The sequence below is a fragment of the Acidihalobacter prosperus genome (assembly GCF_000754095.2).
Classification (GTDB): domain Bacteria; phylum Pseudomonadota; class Gammaproteobacteria; order DSM-5130; family Acidihalobacteraceae; genus Acidihalobacter; species Acidihalobacter prosperus.
Genome location: NZ_JQSG02000003.1, coordinates 468287 through 484583, shown reverse-complemented (window position 1 = coordinate 484583; position 16297 = coordinate 468287). Strand labels below are relative to the sequence as shown.

Annotated in this window: 14 protein-coding genes; 10 read left to right on the top strand and 4 right to left on the bottom strand. The window is 64.3% G+C overall.

Annotation, left to right across the window (positions count from 1 at the left end; translation table 11 throughout):
* Positions 1 to 261: 261 nt before the first annotated feature.
* From THPRO_RS08985 to THPRO_RS16675, 4 genes are all read left to right on the top strand, one after another.
* Entirely contained in the window at positions 262 to 1680 is a 1419-nt protein-coding gene (locus THPRO_RS08985; protein ID WP_038087958.1) for an MFS transporter, read from the top strand.
* An 829-nt stretch (positions 1681 to 2509) separates the two neighbouring features.
* Positions 2510 to 2806 carry an ATP-binding cassette domain-containing protein gene (locus THPRO_RS08980; protein WP_038087963.1) on the top strand — a complete coding sequence of 99 codons (297 nt, stop codon included), beginning with the start codon at positions 2510 to 2512 and terminating at the stop codon, positions 2804 to 2806.
* Between the two features lie 422 nt (positions 2807 to 3228).
* A complete protein-coding gene (locus THPRO_RS08975; protein ID WP_065089523.1) occupies positions 3229 to 3453 on the top strand; it encodes a hypothetical protein in 225 nt (74 codons plus the stop codon).
* A 236-nt stretch (positions 3454 to 3689) separates the two neighbouring features.
* Entirely contained in the window at positions 3690 to 4103 is a 414-nt protein-coding gene (locus tag THPRO_RS16675) for a hypothetical protein (protein WP_145930783.1), read from the top strand.
* Positions 4104 to 5016: 913 nt separating this feature from the next.
* On the opposite strand, the gene THPRO_RS08970 is transcribed toward THPRO_RS16675, so the two are convergent.
* Positions 5017 to 6033 (bottom strand): class 1 fructose-bisphosphatase, encoded by a 1017-nt coding sequence (locus THPRO_RS08970; RefSeq protein ID WP_038087966.1) that lies wholly within the window; start codon positions 6031 to 6033, stop codon positions 5017 to 5019.
* Between the two features lie 164 nt (positions 6034 to 6197).
* Here THPRO_RS08970 and THPRO_RS08965 point away from each other — a divergent pair, with 164 nt between their 5' ends.
* Positions 6198 to 7457, top strand: a complete 1260-nt coding sequence (locus THPRO_RS08965) for a 6-phosphofructokinase (RefSeq protein ID WP_065089522.1) — start codon at positions 6198 to 6200, stop codon at positions 7455 to 7457.
* Between the two features lie 18 nt (positions 7458 to 7475).
* Positions 7476 to 8348: an NAD(P)-dependent oxidoreductase gene (locus THPRO_RS08960; protein WP_038087970.1), complete on the top strand. Its 873-nt coding sequence runs from the start codon at positions 7476 to 7478 to the stop codon at positions 8346 to 8348.
* Here THPRO_RS08960 and THPRO_RS08955 read toward each other — a convergent pair.
* From THPRO_RS08955 to THPRO_RS08945, 3 genes are all read right to left on the bottom strand, one after another.
* Positions 8345 to 8809 carry a GNAT family N-acetyltransferase gene (locus THPRO_RS08955; RefSeq protein WP_038087973.1) on the bottom strand — a complete coding sequence of 155 codons (465 nt, stop codon included), beginning with the start codon at positions 8807 to 8809 and terminating at the stop codon, positions 8345 to 8347. The two genes, THPRO_RS08960 and THPRO_RS08955, sit on opposite strands and share 4 nt — an antisense overlap.
* Before the next feature lie 63 nt (positions 8810 to 8872).
* Positions 8873 to 9982, bottom strand: a complete 1110-nt coding sequence (hemH, locus tag THPRO_RS08950; RefSeq protein WP_065089521.1) for a ferrochelatase — start codon at positions 9980 to 9982, stop codon at positions 8873 to 8875.
* Between the two features lie 82 nt (positions 9983 to 10064).
* Positions 10065 to 10670: an HNH endonuclease gene (locus tag THPRO_RS08945; RefSeq protein WP_236717281.1), complete on the bottom strand. Its 606-nt coding sequence runs from the start codon at positions 10668 to 10670 to the stop codon at positions 10065 to 10067.
* Positions 10671 to 10807: 137 nt separating this feature from the next.
* Between THPRO_RS08945 and THPRO_RS08940 the strand changes: the two genes are divergently transcribed.
* The 4 genes from THPRO_RS08940 (at position 10808) to THPRO_RS08925 (ending at position 16297) form a co-directional block, all read left to right on the top strand.
* Positions 10808 to 11947, top strand: a complete 1140-nt coding sequence (locus THPRO_RS08940) for a Re/Si-specific NAD(P)(+) transhydrogenase subunit alpha (protein WP_038087976.1) — start codon at positions 10808 to 10810, stop codon at positions 11945 to 11947.
* The gene (locus tag THPRO_RS08935) at positions 11944 to 12237 is read left to right on the top strand and encodes an NAD(P) transhydrogenase subunit alpha (RefSeq protein ID WP_038087980.1); all 294 of its coding nucleotides are present in this window, start codon (positions 11944 to 11946) and stop codon (positions 12235 to 12237) included. Before THPRO_RS08940 ends, THPRO_RS08935 begins: the two co-directional genes overlap by 4 nt.
* Positions 12237 to 13619 carry an NAD(P)(+) transhydrogenase (Re/Si-specific) subunit beta gene (locus tag THPRO_RS08930; RefSeq protein WP_038088195.1) on the top strand — a complete coding sequence of 461 codons (1383 nt, stop codon included), beginning with the start codon at positions 12237 to 12239 and terminating at the stop codon, positions 13617 to 13619. Before THPRO_RS08935 ends, THPRO_RS08930 begins: the two co-directional genes overlap by 1 nt.
* 458 nt (positions 13620 to 14077) lie before the next feature.
* Entirely contained in the window at positions 14078 to 16297 is a 2220-nt protein-coding gene (locus THPRO_RS08925; RefSeq protein ID WP_065089520.1) for a primosomal protein N', read from the top strand.

Below are 16297 nucleotides of genomic sequence, written 5' to 3'. Positions count from 1 at the left end.
TGATGCGTCTTCCGCCACTTTGTGTCCGAGATTATCGTGATCGCGTGAAGTTTAGACCTTGAGTTTCGGGGTCCGGCCTAATGTAAATGACGTGGGGAACAACAATGATGACAAGTCGATTTGATGTGAACGTGGAGTGCGATTACTGGGACTCGTACTACGCGACCAGCGAGCTCATCTGGACGGCCAAGTCGAATCGCTTCGTCGACAAAGCCGTAGCGTTGGCTGACAGTTTTCGGCTCGTCGTTAGAGGGGACCATCATGGCTGATATGAAAGGCAGCGTGAATCGATGGGCGCTCGGCAGTCTTGCGCTGTCGATGCTGCTGGCCTCGTTGGGAACCAGCATCGCAAACATTGCCCTCCCGACCTTGACCCACGCGTTCGGCGTTTCCTTCCAGGAGGTGCAATGGGTTGTCCTGGCGTATCTGTTGACCATTACGATCATGAGCGTCAGCGTCGGCCGATTGGGCGATCTGGTCGGCCGCCGCCGCGTACTTCTGACCGGCATCGCATTATTCACCATCGCCTCGATACTGTGTGGCATCGCGCCTACCTTGTGGACGTTGGTCGCCGCCCGTGCGGTGCAGGGTCTAGCCGCGGCCATTCTGATGGCGCTCACGATCGCCCAGGTCGGCGAGACGGTGCCCAAGTCGCGAACAGGTACTGTGATGGGATTGCTTGGCACGATGTCGGCGATTGGCACCGCGCTCGGGCCTTCGCTCGGCGGGTTGCTGATCGCTGGCCCCGGTTGGCGCTCGATCTTTCTTGTCATGGTCCCGCTGGGCCTCATCAATCTTTTGCTCGCCCAGCGCCATGTGCGGCAGGACGACCCAACATTCGGCAGCGCGCGGGGCGGTTTCGATAGCCTGGGTGCGCTGCTGCTCGGACTGACGCTAGCAGCCTACACGCTGTCGATGACACTCGGTCACGGCCGCTTTGGCGTAAACAACGTGGCGCTACTCGTGGCCGCCGGCATCGGCCTCGCGCTTTTCGCATTTGTCGAAACGAAAGTGTCCACGCCCTTGGTCCGCCTGGCGACCCTGCGCAAGTCTGGGTTGCGCCCTCGATTGGTCATGACAGCGATCGTCGCGACGGTGATGATGGCGACGCTGCTGATCGGCCCCTTCTATCTGTCGATCGGACTTAGGCTCGACGCGGTGCTGGTCGGACTCGTCATGGCAATCGGCCCGGCGATCTCCACGCTGAGCGGCGTGCCGGCCGGCCACATCGTGGACCGCTTCGGCGCTCCGCTCATGGTTGTTGTAGGGTTGGTCGTGATGGCTGTCGGTGCGATCTGTCTGGCTGTGCTGCCGGAGGCATTCGGAGTCATCGGCTACGTCGGCGCGATCTTCATGCTTACGCCAGGCTACCAATTGTTCCAAGCGGCCAACAATACGGCCGTGATGCAGGACGTGGATACGGGTCACAAGGGAGCAATTTCAGGTGTGCTCAACCTGTCACGCAACCTCGGGCTCATCACCGGCGCTTCGGCCATGGGGGCGGTATTTGCGTCCGCATCGGGCGCGAGCAACGTTGCCGAAGCTGCTCACGATGCGGTTGCGTCCGGCATGCAGACCACGTTCGGGGTGGCGGCGATACTGCTGACGATTGCTGCGGGACTTGCGGTCAGTGTCTGTGTTTCATCTGATCGAGCTTCGATGCTCGAAGACGATTCATGAGCAGTGGCCACGTGTATCCACCTCGCATAGCTTTCATCGCTATCGAGCACTGGGGGGCGTCGTTTTGCATTATCGATGTGGCATTGCTCGATATATTGCTGGTTCTATTTTCGGGCATTGAGTGGCCGGTTATGGCCAAGAAACAGAACTTCAAATAGGTCTGTTGTAGAAGCAAGGCTGCCCGCTAGTGGCCGAAATCAGCCTTAATCTTATTACATATGCCAGTAGTTGATTAATTCGTGCCGTTGATGTGATTCGTAGTTCTCGTATATTCATTCCTGATGGCTCTGGTCCTGATTTCGGGCGCGAATCAGTTTTTCTGCTTTTCGATTGGCATAGCGACGTGCCCGATCCGATTTGTTCGACGCATCCCTGCGCCTCACCCCTCCGGGGCTTACGCGATTGTCGTTCCCGACGATTTTTTCTTTATTCGCGTAAAGAAATGGACGAAAGAAACGCGCCCGAAACGTCTTGTCCCTTCGGGCAGACCTCGCCCGCACGCGTCGCCGAGGGGCACAGCAGGCATTAGCCGTCCGGGCGAAGCTGCTCGGGCGGCGTCCTGCCGCCCGACCCCACGTCGGCGCGCACGGACGTGGCAAGGCGTAACGGGAAATAAAAAGCATAGGCGTAGCCGTTCGCGTCAGCCCCGTAGGGGTAAGGCGCAGGGATGCGCAGTACAAAGTCACTCGCACGCCACACCGAAACTAGTCAAGAACGCCATTGCTCAAGGCGTGTGAAATAGACCCACCGCTTCCTACTAACTGCGCGGGAAGCGCTTAAGGCGTGTGAAACTATCGAGCTATTACCGCTCCCCCTGGTCGGCTCCGTCATGCAGGTCGATGCACTGTTTGCAGGCACGCTTGCCGACAACATCGCTTTGGCCAATCCAGAGGCGAGTCTCGATGACATCGTTGCCGCCAGTCGTGCGGCCGCCGTGCACGACGAGATCGCCGCGCTGCCCATGGGCTATCAGAGCTTGGTCGGCGACATGGGCTCGGCGCTCTCCGGCGGCCAGCAGCAGCGCGTACTGTTGGCTCGCGCGCTCCTGGCAAAGCCCCGCGTATTGGTGCTCGACGAGGCGACCAGTCGTCTCGACAGCCTGCGCGAGCGCCAAGTGAACGTATAACCCACGTGGTGATTGCACATCGCTGGGAAAGTATTGTGCAGTGCGACCGCACTCATGTGTCTGAGTGACGGGCGTTTGGAAGAAGTATCGCGCCAAGTGCTCAAGCGGAGCCTCCTGCGCCAGCCTGGTGCAGAGATTGTGTGAAGATGGTTTAGAAGTTTGGCCAAACTAGCTGTATACACAAACCCAATCAGCAATCTCATGCTATTACACTCCCCCAAGAAAGATAAATATAATAAATATTCATATTCGATATGAATTTTTTACCATGGAACTAAACATTAAGCACTTGCACTAAATTAGTACTAGTGCTTGGTTCTTCAATCGATGAAGCCACAACTTTCGGTATTTAAAATTCTTGCACTAGGAGAATCCTGCGGGAGGCGCTCCCGCGAATATGAGACCAACGAGGGCATGGAATCATGCGTGAGTTGACTTTGGGCGAAATGCAGTTCGTAAGCGGTGGGAGCAGCAATACAAGAAATCAGAACGGTGTTAACTTGGGTGACGTAGCTTTAGGCGCGGGATATTTCGCCCTTGGTGCAGTCGAGTCCTATATGGCCGTGGATACCTTCGGTTTGACACTACCTGGTGCGGGCGCAGCTTTCGCCCACAGCTATGCGGCATTCCAAGCCGCTGATCTTTAAAAGCCCCCCCCCCAGCCTAAAGCTGGGGGGGGCTGATTTATTCGATTCAGCTAAATGCGTCCCAATGATAACCATCATGCTGCATTATTGGAACGTAGTTTCCAGATTTGATCAGCGATTCAATTGTCTATTTTAGTCTTCATGACTGAGGGTCTATGTTAGTCACGTTTTTCAAGGTAATTCTATTGGAATTTTTTAATTATATGACTATAACAAACTTATTTATGAGGTGATTCTTGGAAAAGGGCGTTCAGTTTTTTTGCCTGATATTGGTCGTGTTTATAACACTATTGTTTTCTGGCTATGTGACATTTTTTCAGGGAGATGGGCCAGGAAAAACCGCGTGGTTAGCTGCTGTATTTTTCTATCTGTGGACTATCGTTAACTTATTCGGTGTTAGATACAATAGCGAAGAGAAAAGAGGTTTTGTGTATCTCATTTATGGTTTGTCGGTATTTAATTTATATATTTATATATGGCCGGCCTTTGGCGTCAATATAGGGATATGGAATTTGGCGGTGGTGCCCCCGTTCTATGGTTTTATAGTATTTGTATTTTATAAGTTCTTTAAAAGAAAATGGGATGAATTGGCAGCATCATTGAATTATGTGTACTGGTGGTTAAAAAATTTAATTATAAAAATGTCTTGAATTGTGATATTTGGGTATAGCTATTTTTATTGATATTAGAGATAAAAAATAGGCCCCATGGGGTTGATTTAAGGATCGAGTTCATAAAGATAAGAGCGCTGACTATGTTTGCGTCTCCTGTTTTTTTCTATTTTTTGCATGATATATAAGGGTGTGATTTTGTTGGTCGCGTTTTATATTTCGAGATTATAGTAACCGGAATTCAAGCGTGGCTTGGAAGATTTTTAAATATTTTTGGTTTTGATTTAATTTATTTCTCCGCTGTTTATTGTTTGCATGCTATCTCCCCGCTGCGCCCAAGACAACCGCCGCTAGCCGGCGCGCGGTAATGTCTGGTGTTTTGCCGTACCCATGTGGCAATGACCAATGCCCGGGAAAGGGGTTGTCTTGAATAATGCGCCCAACGATATTCGGTAAGATGCGCACTTTTCCATCATTCGTATTCCTGGCACTTATCTTGAGTGGTATCAGCATCGCTCAGGCAGATTCAGGGGGAGTTTCTGCCTACGGCTATAGTGCTGATCCCTGGGATACGCAGGCTCTGGAACCCGAGCAAGGTCATTACAACGCCAACCGTGCGAACCTACCAGTAGCGCCGTCAGCTACTCCCCCCATTCCTGGAATGATCGCCCGGCTGCGCTCGTTGCCGGCCTTAACAGCCTGGGCATTGCAGCACAACCCACAGACGGCCGCGGCCTGGGCATCGCTGCGCGCCGCCGCTTCCCACTAACTGCGCGGGAAGCGCTCAAGGCGTGTGAAACCATCCCGCCGTTCCGACTAACGGCTCTGCAAACCACAAACGATCGTGCATGTCGAGATATGTCGGCCCAATTTTCACACCGCAAACAAAAACGCCGGGCGCGAGGCCCGGCGTTCGATGTTGCGTTGCCGGCAGTCGCCGGCAGGCGAAGGCTCAGCCTTCGCTGTGATATCCGACCACGCGCTCGACCTCGTTTTTGGAGCCGAGGATGACCGGCACGCGCTGGTGCAGGTCGTTGGGCTGGAGGTCGAGGATGCGCTCGCGGCCGGTGGAGCTCATGCCGCCGGCCTGCTCGACGATGAAGCTCATCGGGTTGGCTTCGTACATCAGGCGCAGCTTGCCGCCCTGGCCCTTGGACTTGAGCTTTTCGTCGATGGGGTACATGAAGATGCCGCCGCGGGTGAGGATGCGGTGCACTTCGGCGACCATGGAGGCGACCCAGCGCATGTTGAAGTCGCGGCCGCGGGGGCCGGTCTTGCCCTGCACGCATTCGTCGATGTAGCGGCGGACCGGCGGCTCCCAGTGGCGGTAGTTCGACATGTTGATGGCGAACTCGCCGGTGTCGGCCGGGATGGTCATGTTGCGGTGGGTGAGGATGAACTCGCCGATGTCCTTGTCCAGGGTGAAGCCGTTCACGCCCTGGCCGGTGGTCAGCACCATCATGGTGGACGGCCCGTAGAGCGCGTAGCCGGCGCAGACCTGGGTGGTGCCCGGCTGCAGGAAGTCGGCGGCGGTGGGCTTGTCCACGCCCTCGGGCGCGCGCAGGATCGAAAAGATGGTGCCGACGGAGACGTTCACGTCCATGTTGGAGGAGCCGTCCAGCGGGTCGAACACCAGCAGGTACTTGCCGCGCGGGTAGCCTTCCGGGATCGGGTAGATGTCGTCCATCTCCTCGGAGCCCATGGCGGCGAGGTGGCCGGCCCACTCGTTGGACTTGAGCATCACGTCGTTGGAGATGATGTCCATCTTCTTCTGCGTTTCGCCCTGCACGTTCTCCGACTCGGCGCTGCCGAGCACGCCGATCAGCTCGCCCTTGTCGACGCCGTTGGAGATGACCTTGCAGGCGGTCACGATATCGTTGAGCAGTCCGGTGAAGTCGCCGGTGGCGGCATGCGACTTGCGCTGCTCCTCGATGATGAACTGGGTGATGGTGGTGAGGTTCTGTAACATGAAGGTTGCCCCGTCGGATGGAAATCTGGCCCCACGGCCGGTGGGGCAAACGGCCGGATGATAACAGAAAAGCCGGCCTACCCCCTCCGCCGGGTGGACGCGGGCCGCCGCACGGCGTTTAATGCGCCCGGTTTGCAACCGGACGAGCGACACAGGGAAGGCCGATGACCGCGAATCTGTTGTATGCGCAATCGGGTGGCATGACCGCGGTGATCAATGCGTCCGCTTGCGGCGTGATCGAGGCGGCGCGGGCGCGGCCCGAACGCTTCGGCAAGGTGTTCGCGGCCCGCGACGGCATCGTCGGCGCGCTGACCGAGCAGCTCTACGATCTGGACGCGCAGAGCGATGCGGCCATCGCCGCGCTGCGCCACCTGCCCGGCGGCGCCTTCGGTTCGTGCCGCTACGATCTGCAGGACATCGCCACCCATCGGCATCAGTACGAGCGCCTGATCGAGGTCTTCGCGGCGCACGATATCGGCTACTTCCTCTACAACGGCGGCGGCGGTTCGATGCTCACGGCCGAGCGCCTGCTGCGCGTGGGCGAGTCGCTGGGCTATCCGCTCAAGGTCATGGGCGTGCCCAAGACCATCGACAACGACCTGGCCGATACGGACACCAGCCCCGGGTTCGGTTCGGCGGCGAAGTACGTGGCGGTGTCGGCGCGCGAGGCGGCGCACGACGTGGCCTCGATGGCCGGCAGCTCGACCAAGGTCTTCATCTTGGAGGTGATGGGGCGGCATGCCGGCTGGCTGGCGGCCGCCGGCGGCCTGGCCGAGCGCGCGCCGGGCGAGCTGCCGCTGCTGCTGCTGTTCGCCGAACGCGCCTTCGACGAGGCGACCTTCCTGGCCGCGGTGCGCGCCCGAGTGACATCGCATGGCTACTGTGTGATCGTCGCCAGCGAGGGCCTCAAGGACGCCGAGGGGCAGTTCCTGTCGATCAGCGCGGACAGCCCGGTGTACGCCTGGATACAGCTCGGCGGCGTGGCGGCCGGGCTCGCGGGGCGCATCAAGCAGCAGCTTGGCTACCGCACGCACTGGGCGGTGGCCGACTACCTGCAGCGCTCGGCGCGGCACATCGCCTCGCGCACCGACCTGGAACAGGCCTATGCCTGCGGCCGCGCGGCCGTGGAGCTGCTCGCCGCCGGGGAGCACGGACGCATGATCACGCTGCGCCGCCTGAGCGACGCGCCCTATCGCTGGGAGACCGATTCGGTGCCGCTGGCCACGGTCGCGGACGTCGAATGCACGGTCCCCGCCGCCTTCATCGATGCGGAAGGCTTCGGTATCACCGAGGCCGCCCGCCGCCACCTGCGCCCGCTGATCGAGGGCGAGGACTACCCGCCGTTTCGCGACGGCATCCCCGACTATCCCGCGTTGCGCCTCGAACTCGCGCCGCGACGCCTGCCGGACTTCACGCTGGACTGAACGCCCAAGGAACACGACATGCAGCTCGCCCTGCTCGGCACCGGACTGATGGGCGCGCCGCTGGCACGCCGGCTCGCACAATGCGGCCACAGTGTGCGCGTGTGGAACCGTACGCACGCGCGCGCCGCGGAGATCGCCGGCGACGGAGTGGAGGCCTGCGCGGCACTGCCCGAGGCGCTCGCCGGGGCGGAGGCGGCGCTGACGACGCTGAGCGACGCCGGCGCGATCGACGCGGTGCTCGCCGTTCCCAGCGTGCTGCCCGCGCTCGCCGGCAAGGTGTTGGTGCAGATGGGCACCATCGCGCCGCAGGAAAGCCGCGCGCTCGCGGCGCGGCTGGCGGACGCCGGCGTCGGCTATCTGGAGGCGCCGGTGCTCGGCAGCCGCCCCGAGGCGGCCAAGGGCACGCTGCTGGTGATGGCGGGCGGCGACGAGGCGAGCTTCGCGCGCTGCCTGCCCTGGCTGCGCGACTGCGGTCCCGAGCCGGTGCTGGTCGGCCCGGTGGGCCAGGCGGCGGCGCTCAAGCTGGCGCTGAACCAGCTCATCGCCGCGCTGACCAGCGGCTTCGCGCTGAGCCTCGGGCTGGTGCGCCGCGAGGGCGTGCCGGTGGAGACCTTCATGGGCATCCTGCGCGACAGCGCGCTGTATGCGCCGACCTTCGACAAGAAGCTCGACCGCATGCTGTCCGGCGACTACGCCGGGCCGAACTTTCCGCTCAAGCACCTGCTCAAGGACGTGCGCCTGTGCCGCGAGGCGGCCGAGGCCGACGGCCTGGATACCGGCGTGCTGGCGGCCATCGCCCGGCTGCTCGAGGCCGGCGTCGCGCAGGGCCTCGCCGAGGCCGACTATTCGGCGCTGGCGGCGACGATGGACCCGCCTGCGGGCCGCGCCTAGGCGCCCGCCAGAGCGAGGTGGTAGACCTGGAAGTGCGCGTCGCGCTGCCAGCCGAGGGCCGCGTAAAGCGTCTGCGCCGCCGTGTTGTCCAGCGCCGTCGAAAGGGTCAGGCGCGCGGCGCTCAGCCTGCGCGCATAGGCCTCGGCGGCTCTGAGCAGACCGGAGGCCACGCCGCGTCGACGGCGATCCGGTGCGACGAAGAGGTCGTTGAGCAGGAAGGTGCGCGCCAGCCCGACGGATGAAAACCCCGGATAGAGCTGGGCGAAGCCCGCCGGCTCGCCGTCGACCTCGGCCAGGAAGACGGTCGATTCGCCATGCTCGAAGCGCGCCAGCAGAAAGGCGCGCGCCGCTTCGAGGTCGCCCGGGCGGCCGTAGAACTGCCGGTAGGCGTCGAACAGCGGAGCGAGGGCGTCGAGGTCTGCGAGGGTGGCCTGCCGGGTGTGGACGGGTTGCCGTGTCATGCTGACTCCATGCGGGGCCGGTGGTGGGGGTGCGCCTTGCCGTTGGGGGGATGCGCGCCGGACTCAGGCCTGCGCGCCCAGCGCCAACGCGCGCTGGCGCGCGGCTTCCTCGGCCGCCGAAACCTGCCGGCCGTCCCAATCCGGGTTGGTTTCCGGCCAGCCGGCGGCGTGGCGCAGCGCAAGCGCGGCCAGTGCGTCGAGGTGTTCGAGCTGGTCGTTGAGCGCGGGAATGTAGGCGTAGTGCTGCCCGCCCGCGGCGACGAACAGCTCGCGGTTCTGCATCGCGATCTCCTCCAGCGTCTCCAGGCAGTCCGCGGCGAAACCGGGGCAGAACACGTCCACGCTGCGCCGCCCCTCGCCCGGCCAGCCCTTGAGCAGTCCGTCGACATAGGGTTTGAGCCATTCCTCGCGGCCGAAGCGCGACTGGAATCCAATCGTCCAGCCGTCGTCGTCGAGTTCCAGCGCCTCGGCGAGCAGGCGTGCGGTCTTCTGGCAATGACAGTGGTAGGGGTCGCCGGCGAGCAGGTAGCGTCTGGGCACGCCGTGAAAGGAGAACAGCAGGTGTTCGCCGCGCCCATGCTCGGCCCAGTGCGCGCGGATGCGCGCGGCCATGGCGGCGATGTAGGCGGGCTCGTCGTGGTAGTGATTGACGAAGCGCAGTTCCGGCACCCAGCGCCAGCGGCGCAGTACCTCGGCGACGGCGTCGAAGGTCGAGCCGGTGGTCGAGCCCGAGTATTGCGGGTAGAGCGGCAGCACCAGTAGGCGCTCGGCGCCGGCCTCGCGCAGCTCGCGCAGCCCGGCCTCGATCGACGGCGTGCCGTAGCGCATCGCCAGGGCGATCGACACCGGTCCCGTGCAGGCGGCCGCGAGCCGCTGTTGCAAGCCGGCGGCCTGGGCGCGGCTGTGCACCAGCAGGGGCGAGCCCTCGGCGGTCCACACCTTGGCGTAGGCGTGCGCCGAGCGCTTGGGGCGGATGTTGAGGATCACCCCGTTGAGGATCAGCCACCAGGGCAGGCGCGGGAATTCGACCACGCGCGGGTCCCACAGGAATTCGCGCAGGTAGCGGCGCAGGGCCGCCGGCGTGGGCGCGTCCGGCGTGCCGAGGTTGGTGAGCAGCACGCCGAGCCGGGCGGGGCGGCCGTGTGCGTAGTGGCTTTCGCTTTGGTAATGCATGACGCGGTTCCGCTGGGGCGATCGCCGCATTGTGGTGGATCGCGCGCGGTTTCCCAAGCCCGTCGCCGCGCCGGGCGGCGAATCAGCTCATGCGCTGGTGCAGCGGGCTGCTGCGCGGGAAGTGCGCGCGCAGGAAGGCCATCTGGTCGGCGAGCACGCGCTTGCCCTGCAGGTAGACGTATTCGACGTGGGTCGGCGTGAAGGGTACGGCCAGGAGCTGCATGCCGGCTTCCTCCGGCGTGCGCGCGGCCTTGTGGTGGTTGCAGCGCTTGCAGGCGGCGACAACGTTGTTCCAGTGGTCCTGTCCGCCCTGGCTGAGCGGGCGCACGTGGTCGCGGGAGAGGTCGCGTGCGGAGAAGCGCGTGCCGCAATAGAGGCAGAGATAGCCGTCGCGGCGGAACAGGGCGTTGTTGTTGAGCGGGGGGGTGTAATGCATGGCCGCGCGGCGGCGTGCGCCGACGGTGGCGACGATGGCGTGGACCGCTACCTGGCTGCGGCGGCCGGTACGGCTGTTGACGCCGCCGTGCAGGGTGTAGAGCAGGCTGCCGCAGCTGTAGGCGACCTGGCCGGCGTGGTACAGGCGCACGGCGTCCTGATAGCCGATCCACTCGAGCGGCATGCCCGCCGCATCGGTGCGAAGAACCCTCTGGTCGAGATCCATGCCCACCACGGTCTCCTTGAAATCCATGCAGGCGCTGGGCGCATTAAGACACGGCGGCGCGCGACTTGCAAACGCGGAGCCGGCGTTTCTATCGCCTGGGGTTATCGGCTACCATGAAATCCATTCCACGGGGCGCTAGCCTCATCCGCACGGAGGTGACCGCGATGCCGATCAAGCTGGGCGTACCGAAGGAATCCGCAACCGGCGAGCGTCGGGTGGCGCTGGATCCGGCCACGGCCGGGCGCCTGTGCGGCCTCGGCGTCGAAGTGCTGGTGCAAAAAGGCGCCGGCGGGCATGCCCACTTTCCCGACGCGGCCTACGAGGAGGTCGGCGCGCGCATCGTCGGCACCGCGGCCGGCCTGCTCAAGGAGGCCGACCTGCTGCTCAAGGTGCAGGCCCCGAGCGAAAAGGAGGCCAAGGCGCTGCGCGAGGGCGCGACAGTGATCGCCACGGTCATGGCCTACCGCCATCCGGAGGTGATCGCGCTGATGCGCGACCGCCGGCTGACCTGCTTCGCGATGGAGCAGGTGCCGCGCATCTCGCGCGCGCAGTCGATGGACGTGCTGTCCTCGCAGGCGGCGGTCGCCGGCTACAAGGCCGCGATCATGGGCGCGGACCTGTCCTGCCGCTTCTTCCCGATGCTGACCACCGCCGCGGGCACCATCCGCCCGGCCACGGTGCTGGTGATCGGTGCCGGCGTGGCCGGTCTGCAGGCCATCGCCACCGCGCGTCGTCTGGGCGCCATCGTGCAGGGTTACGACGTGCGCGCCGCCGCGCGTGAGCAGGTCGAATCGCTGGGTGCCAAGTTCATCGAGCTGCCGATCAAGGCCGAGGGCGAGGGGGGCTACGCGCGCGAACTGACCGACGAGGAGAGGGCGCAGCAGGCGGAGGCGCTGGCCGCGCACATCGCCAAGGTCGACGTGCTCATCAGCACCGCCGCGATTCCCGGCCGGCCTTCGCCGGAAATCATCTCGCAGGCGATGGTCGAGGGCATGAAGCCCGGCGCGGTGATCGTCGACCTGGCTGCCGAGGGCGGCGGCAACTGCGCGCTGACCCAGCCCGGCAAGACGGTCCGGCACGGCGCGGTGATCGTGCACGGTCCGCTCAACGTTCCCAGCCAGGTGCCGCTGCACGCCAGCGAGATGTACGCCAAGAACCTGTTCAACTTCCTGCAGCCGATGCTGGCGGAGGGCGAACTCAAGCCGGATTTCGAGGACGAGGTGATCGCCAGGAGCCTGCTCACGCGGGACGGCGCGATCGCCCACGAGCCCACCCGTGAGCTGGTGGAGGGAGCCAAGCCATGATCGAGGGATTCGTCGCGCTGTACATCTTCATGCTCGCCGCCTTCACCGGCTACGAGGTGATCTCCAAGGTGCCGGTGATTCTGCATACGCCGCTGATGTCGGGCTCCAATTTCATTCACGGCATCGTCCTGGTCGGCGCCATGGTGGCGCTCGGCCACGCGCAGACCGGGCTGGAGCAGTTCGTCGGCTTCGTCGGCGTGCTGCTGGCCGCCGGCAACGTGGTCGGCGGCTTCGTCGTGACCGAGCGCATGCTCGACATGTTCAAGGCCAGCGGCAAGGGAGGCAAATGATGGACTTCGTCATTCAGGCCGCCTATTTCGTCGCCGCGATCCTGTTCATCGTCGGCCTCAAGCAGATGAGCTCGCCGGTCACGGCGCGGCGCGGCATCCTGTGGGCCGGCGTCGGCATGCTGGCGGCGGTGGTGGTCACCTTCTTCGCGCCGGACCTGCATGGCGTCGCCAACTACCTGCTGATGTTCCTCGCCATCGGTCTCGGCGGCGGGCTGGCTTGGTGGTGGGGCAAGCGTGTGGCGATGACCGACATGCCGCAGATGATCGCGCTCTACAACGGCATGGGTGGCGGCGCCGCGGCCGCGATTGCGGCGGTCGAGCTGATCCGCTACGAGCCGATGACGCTGCCGGTCCAGATCATCGCCGTGATCGGCGCGCTGATCGGCACCATGGCCTTTTCCGGCTCGCTGGTGGCCTTCGCCAAGCTGCAGGGCCTGCTCAAGGGCGCGATCCGCTATCCGCAGCAGCAGATGGTGAATCTCGCCGTGTTCGGCGCCACCTTGCTGTTCGGCGCCATCGTCGCGCTTTCGGGCAACGATTACGCCGGCGTGCTGCTGTTCCTGTTCTTTGTGCTGGCGCTGGCCTTCGGCGTGCTCACTACCCTGCCCATCGGCGGCGCAGACATGCCGGTGGTGATTTCGCTCTACAACGCCCTCACCGGGCTGGCCGTGGGTTTCGAGGGCTTCGTGCTCGGCAATCCCGCGATGATGATCGCCGGCATCGTGGTCGGTGCGGCAGGTTCGCTGCTGACCCAGCTCATGGCCAAGGCGATGAATCGCTCGATCCGCAATGTGCTGTTCAGCAACTTCGGCGCCGCCGGCACCGGCATGGCGGAGGAAAGCGTCGACGGCAGCCTCAAGCCGATCGAGGGCAGCGATGCCGGCATCATGATGGCCTATGCCGACAAGCTGATCGTGGTGCCCGGCTACGGCATGGCCGTGGCGCAGGCGCAGCACAAGCTGTGGGAGCTGTGCGAGCTGCTGATGGAGCGCGGCGTGGCGGTCAAGTTCGCCATTCATCCAGTGGCCGGGCGCATGCCGGGGCACATGAACGTGCTGCTGGCCGAGGCCGGCGTGCCCTACGACCTGATCTACGACCTCGACGAGATCAACAACGAGTTCGCCAATGCCGACGTCGCGCTGGTGATCGGCGCCAACGACGTGGTCAACCCCGTGGCGCGCAGCAACCCCGACAGCCCGATCTACGGCATGCCCATTCTCAACGCGGACAAGGCGAAGCACGTCGTGGTGATCAAGCGGGGTCAGGGCACGGGGTTTTCGGGAGTGGAGAACGCCCTGTTCTATGCCGACAATACGCGCATGCTATACGGCGACGGACAGAAGGCGATCGGCGAGTTGATCCAGGCGGTCAAGACGCTCTAGCGACCGGTCGACGCGCCTTGCGTCCCGCCCGCGACAGGGCGGGCGCGTCCAGCCGATCGGCGCTGGACGCGCGGCGATAATTCTTCCTCCGTACCTGGGCGGCTGGCCGATTCGTCAATTCGATCAAAGAGGTGCGTGAGGGCGCTCATGGCCAGGATCGTAAATATCGATACGATCTTATACACACATCCCAATGACGGAATCCGAGTGCTTGTGAATATGTCAAGCATTGCCGCCATATCCGGCGGCATATTTTTAAGTATTTGTTTTTTAACAGGATAAAAGCCTGTTCAAGAATTGCTCAGATTAACAGAAGTGTAGCAATGGCGCGGGATGGGGGCTGATTTCATCAAGCTGTCCACAAAGTTATCCACAGGAATTGTGGATATCGGCAAATGTGTCGTGGGGACTATGGTTTAGCTGCATGTGTGACAAAGCACATTAAGTTGGTGGCGTAAGTGAAAACACCCCGTCCGTCGGTCATCCGTGTCGCCGTGCCGCTTCCCTTGCGCGCCGTCTTCGACTATCTGCCGCCTCCCGGCCTGGCGGCGACGGAGATTCCGGTCGGCGCGCGCGTGGTCGTGCGCGTCGGTCGCCGACGCCTGGTCGGACTGGTGTGCGAGGCGGGCGTGGATGCGTGCATCGAACCGGCCCGTCTGCGCCCGGCACTGGCCTGCCTCGACAGTGTGCCGTTGATCGACGCGCAGACGCTCGCGCTCATCCGTTTTGCGGCGGATTACTACCATCACCCGATCGGCGAAGTGGCGATGAACGCCCTGCCCGGCCTGCTGCGCGAGGATGCGGATCTCGCGGCGGGCGAGATCGCGGTCTGGCGACTGGCGTCCGGTGCGGGCACGGCGCATCCGGCCGTAGCCCGGGCGCCGCGACAGCGCGCCCTGCTGGCCCATTTCGAGGCGCTCGGCGGCGGGCAGGCGCACGGCGCCGATGCCCTGGCCGGCTTCGGCGACGGCTGGCGGGCCACGCTGCGGCAATTGCTGGGCAAGGGGCTGGTGCTGGCCGAACGGCGCTCCTGTCTGGCCCCCGCGCGCGGGGGCGGCGTCTGGCCGACGCCCCACGCCGCGCAGGCCGAGGCGGTGGAGGCCATCTGGCCGGCTTCGGGGGAGATGTCGTTTGCGGCCCATCTGCTGGAAGGCGTGACCGGCAGCGGCAAGACGGAGGTCTATCTGCGGCTGATCGAACGTGCGTTGGCCGCGGGCCGGCAGGCCTTGGTGCTGGTGCCGGAGATCGGCCTGACGCCGCAGCTGCTCGTGCGGTTTCGCGAACGCTTTGCGGTACCGATCGCCGCACTGCATTCGGGTTTGGGCGACGGCGAGCGCCGCTGCGCCTGGCTGACGGCCGCGCGCGGCGAGGCGCCGATCGTGATCGGCACACGCTCTGCGGTGTTCACACCCATGCCGGGCCTCGGTCTCATCGTGGTCGACGAGGAGCATGATGCCTCGTTCAAGCAACAGGAGAATCTGCGCTACCACGCGCGGGACCTCGCCATCTGGCGCGGCCGTGCGCAGGGCGCGCGGGTGGTACTCGGCAGCGCCACGCCGTCGCTGGAGACGCTGCATCATGCGCGCGCGGGGCGCTACGGGCATCAGCGCCTGTTGACGCGCGCGGGTGCCGCGAAGCCGCCGCGCCTGCGCTTGCTTGACATCCGTCACAAGCGTCTCGATGCCGGGCTGTCCGCGCAGTTGCTGGCGGCGGTCGGCGAACGGCTCGCGGCCGGCGAGCAGGTGCTGCTGTTCCTCAATCGGCGCGGCTTCGCGCCGGTGCTCATCTGCCAGGGCTGCGGCTGGGTCGCGCGCTGCCCGCGCTGCGACACACCGATGACCTACCACGCGCAGGCGCGAAGCCTGCGCTGCCATCATTGCGACCGCGAGACCCGGCTGCCCGAGGCCTGTCCCGAGTGCGGCCAGGTCGATCCGATGCCGCTGGGGCAGGGCACCGAACGTCTGGAAACGGTGCTGGCCGCCCGTTTCCCGGACGCCGGCGTGCTGCGCATCGACCGCGACACCACCCGCCGCCGCGGTGCGCTGGCCGAGCGGCTGGAGGCGGTGCACAGCGGCGAGTACCCGCTGCTCGTCGGCACCCAGATGCTGACCAAGGGACACCACTTCCCCAGCGTCACCCTGGTCGGCGTGATCGACGCGGACCAGGGCCTCTACAGCGTCGACTACCGTGCCCACGAGCGGCTGGCGCAGCTGCTGGTGCAGGTGGCCGGCCGCGCCGGACGCGAACAGCAGCCCGGCGAGGTGATGATCCAGACCGGCCAGCCCGAACACCCGCTGCTGATCACGCTGTTGCGCGACGGCTATCCCGCCGCGGCCGAGCTGATTCTCGGCGAGCGCCGGGCAACCGGCATGCCGCCGTACAGCCACCTTGCGTTGTTGCGCGCGGAGGCGCCGGGCGAGGCCGCGCCGGTGGCGTTTCTTGCCGCCGCCGCCATGGCGCTGCGTCCGTTGGCGGCCCGCACGGTTGATCTGCTCGGGCCGGTACCGGCGCCGATGCCGCGCCGCGCAGGACGCTATCGCGCCCAGCTGTTGCTGCGCGCCGGCACGCGCGCGCCCTTGCACCGACTGCTGCAGACTGGCCTGTCACAGCTCGACGCGCTGCCCGAGGCCCGCCGGGTGCGCTGGTCGCTGGATGTCGACCCGGTGGATCTGTATTGA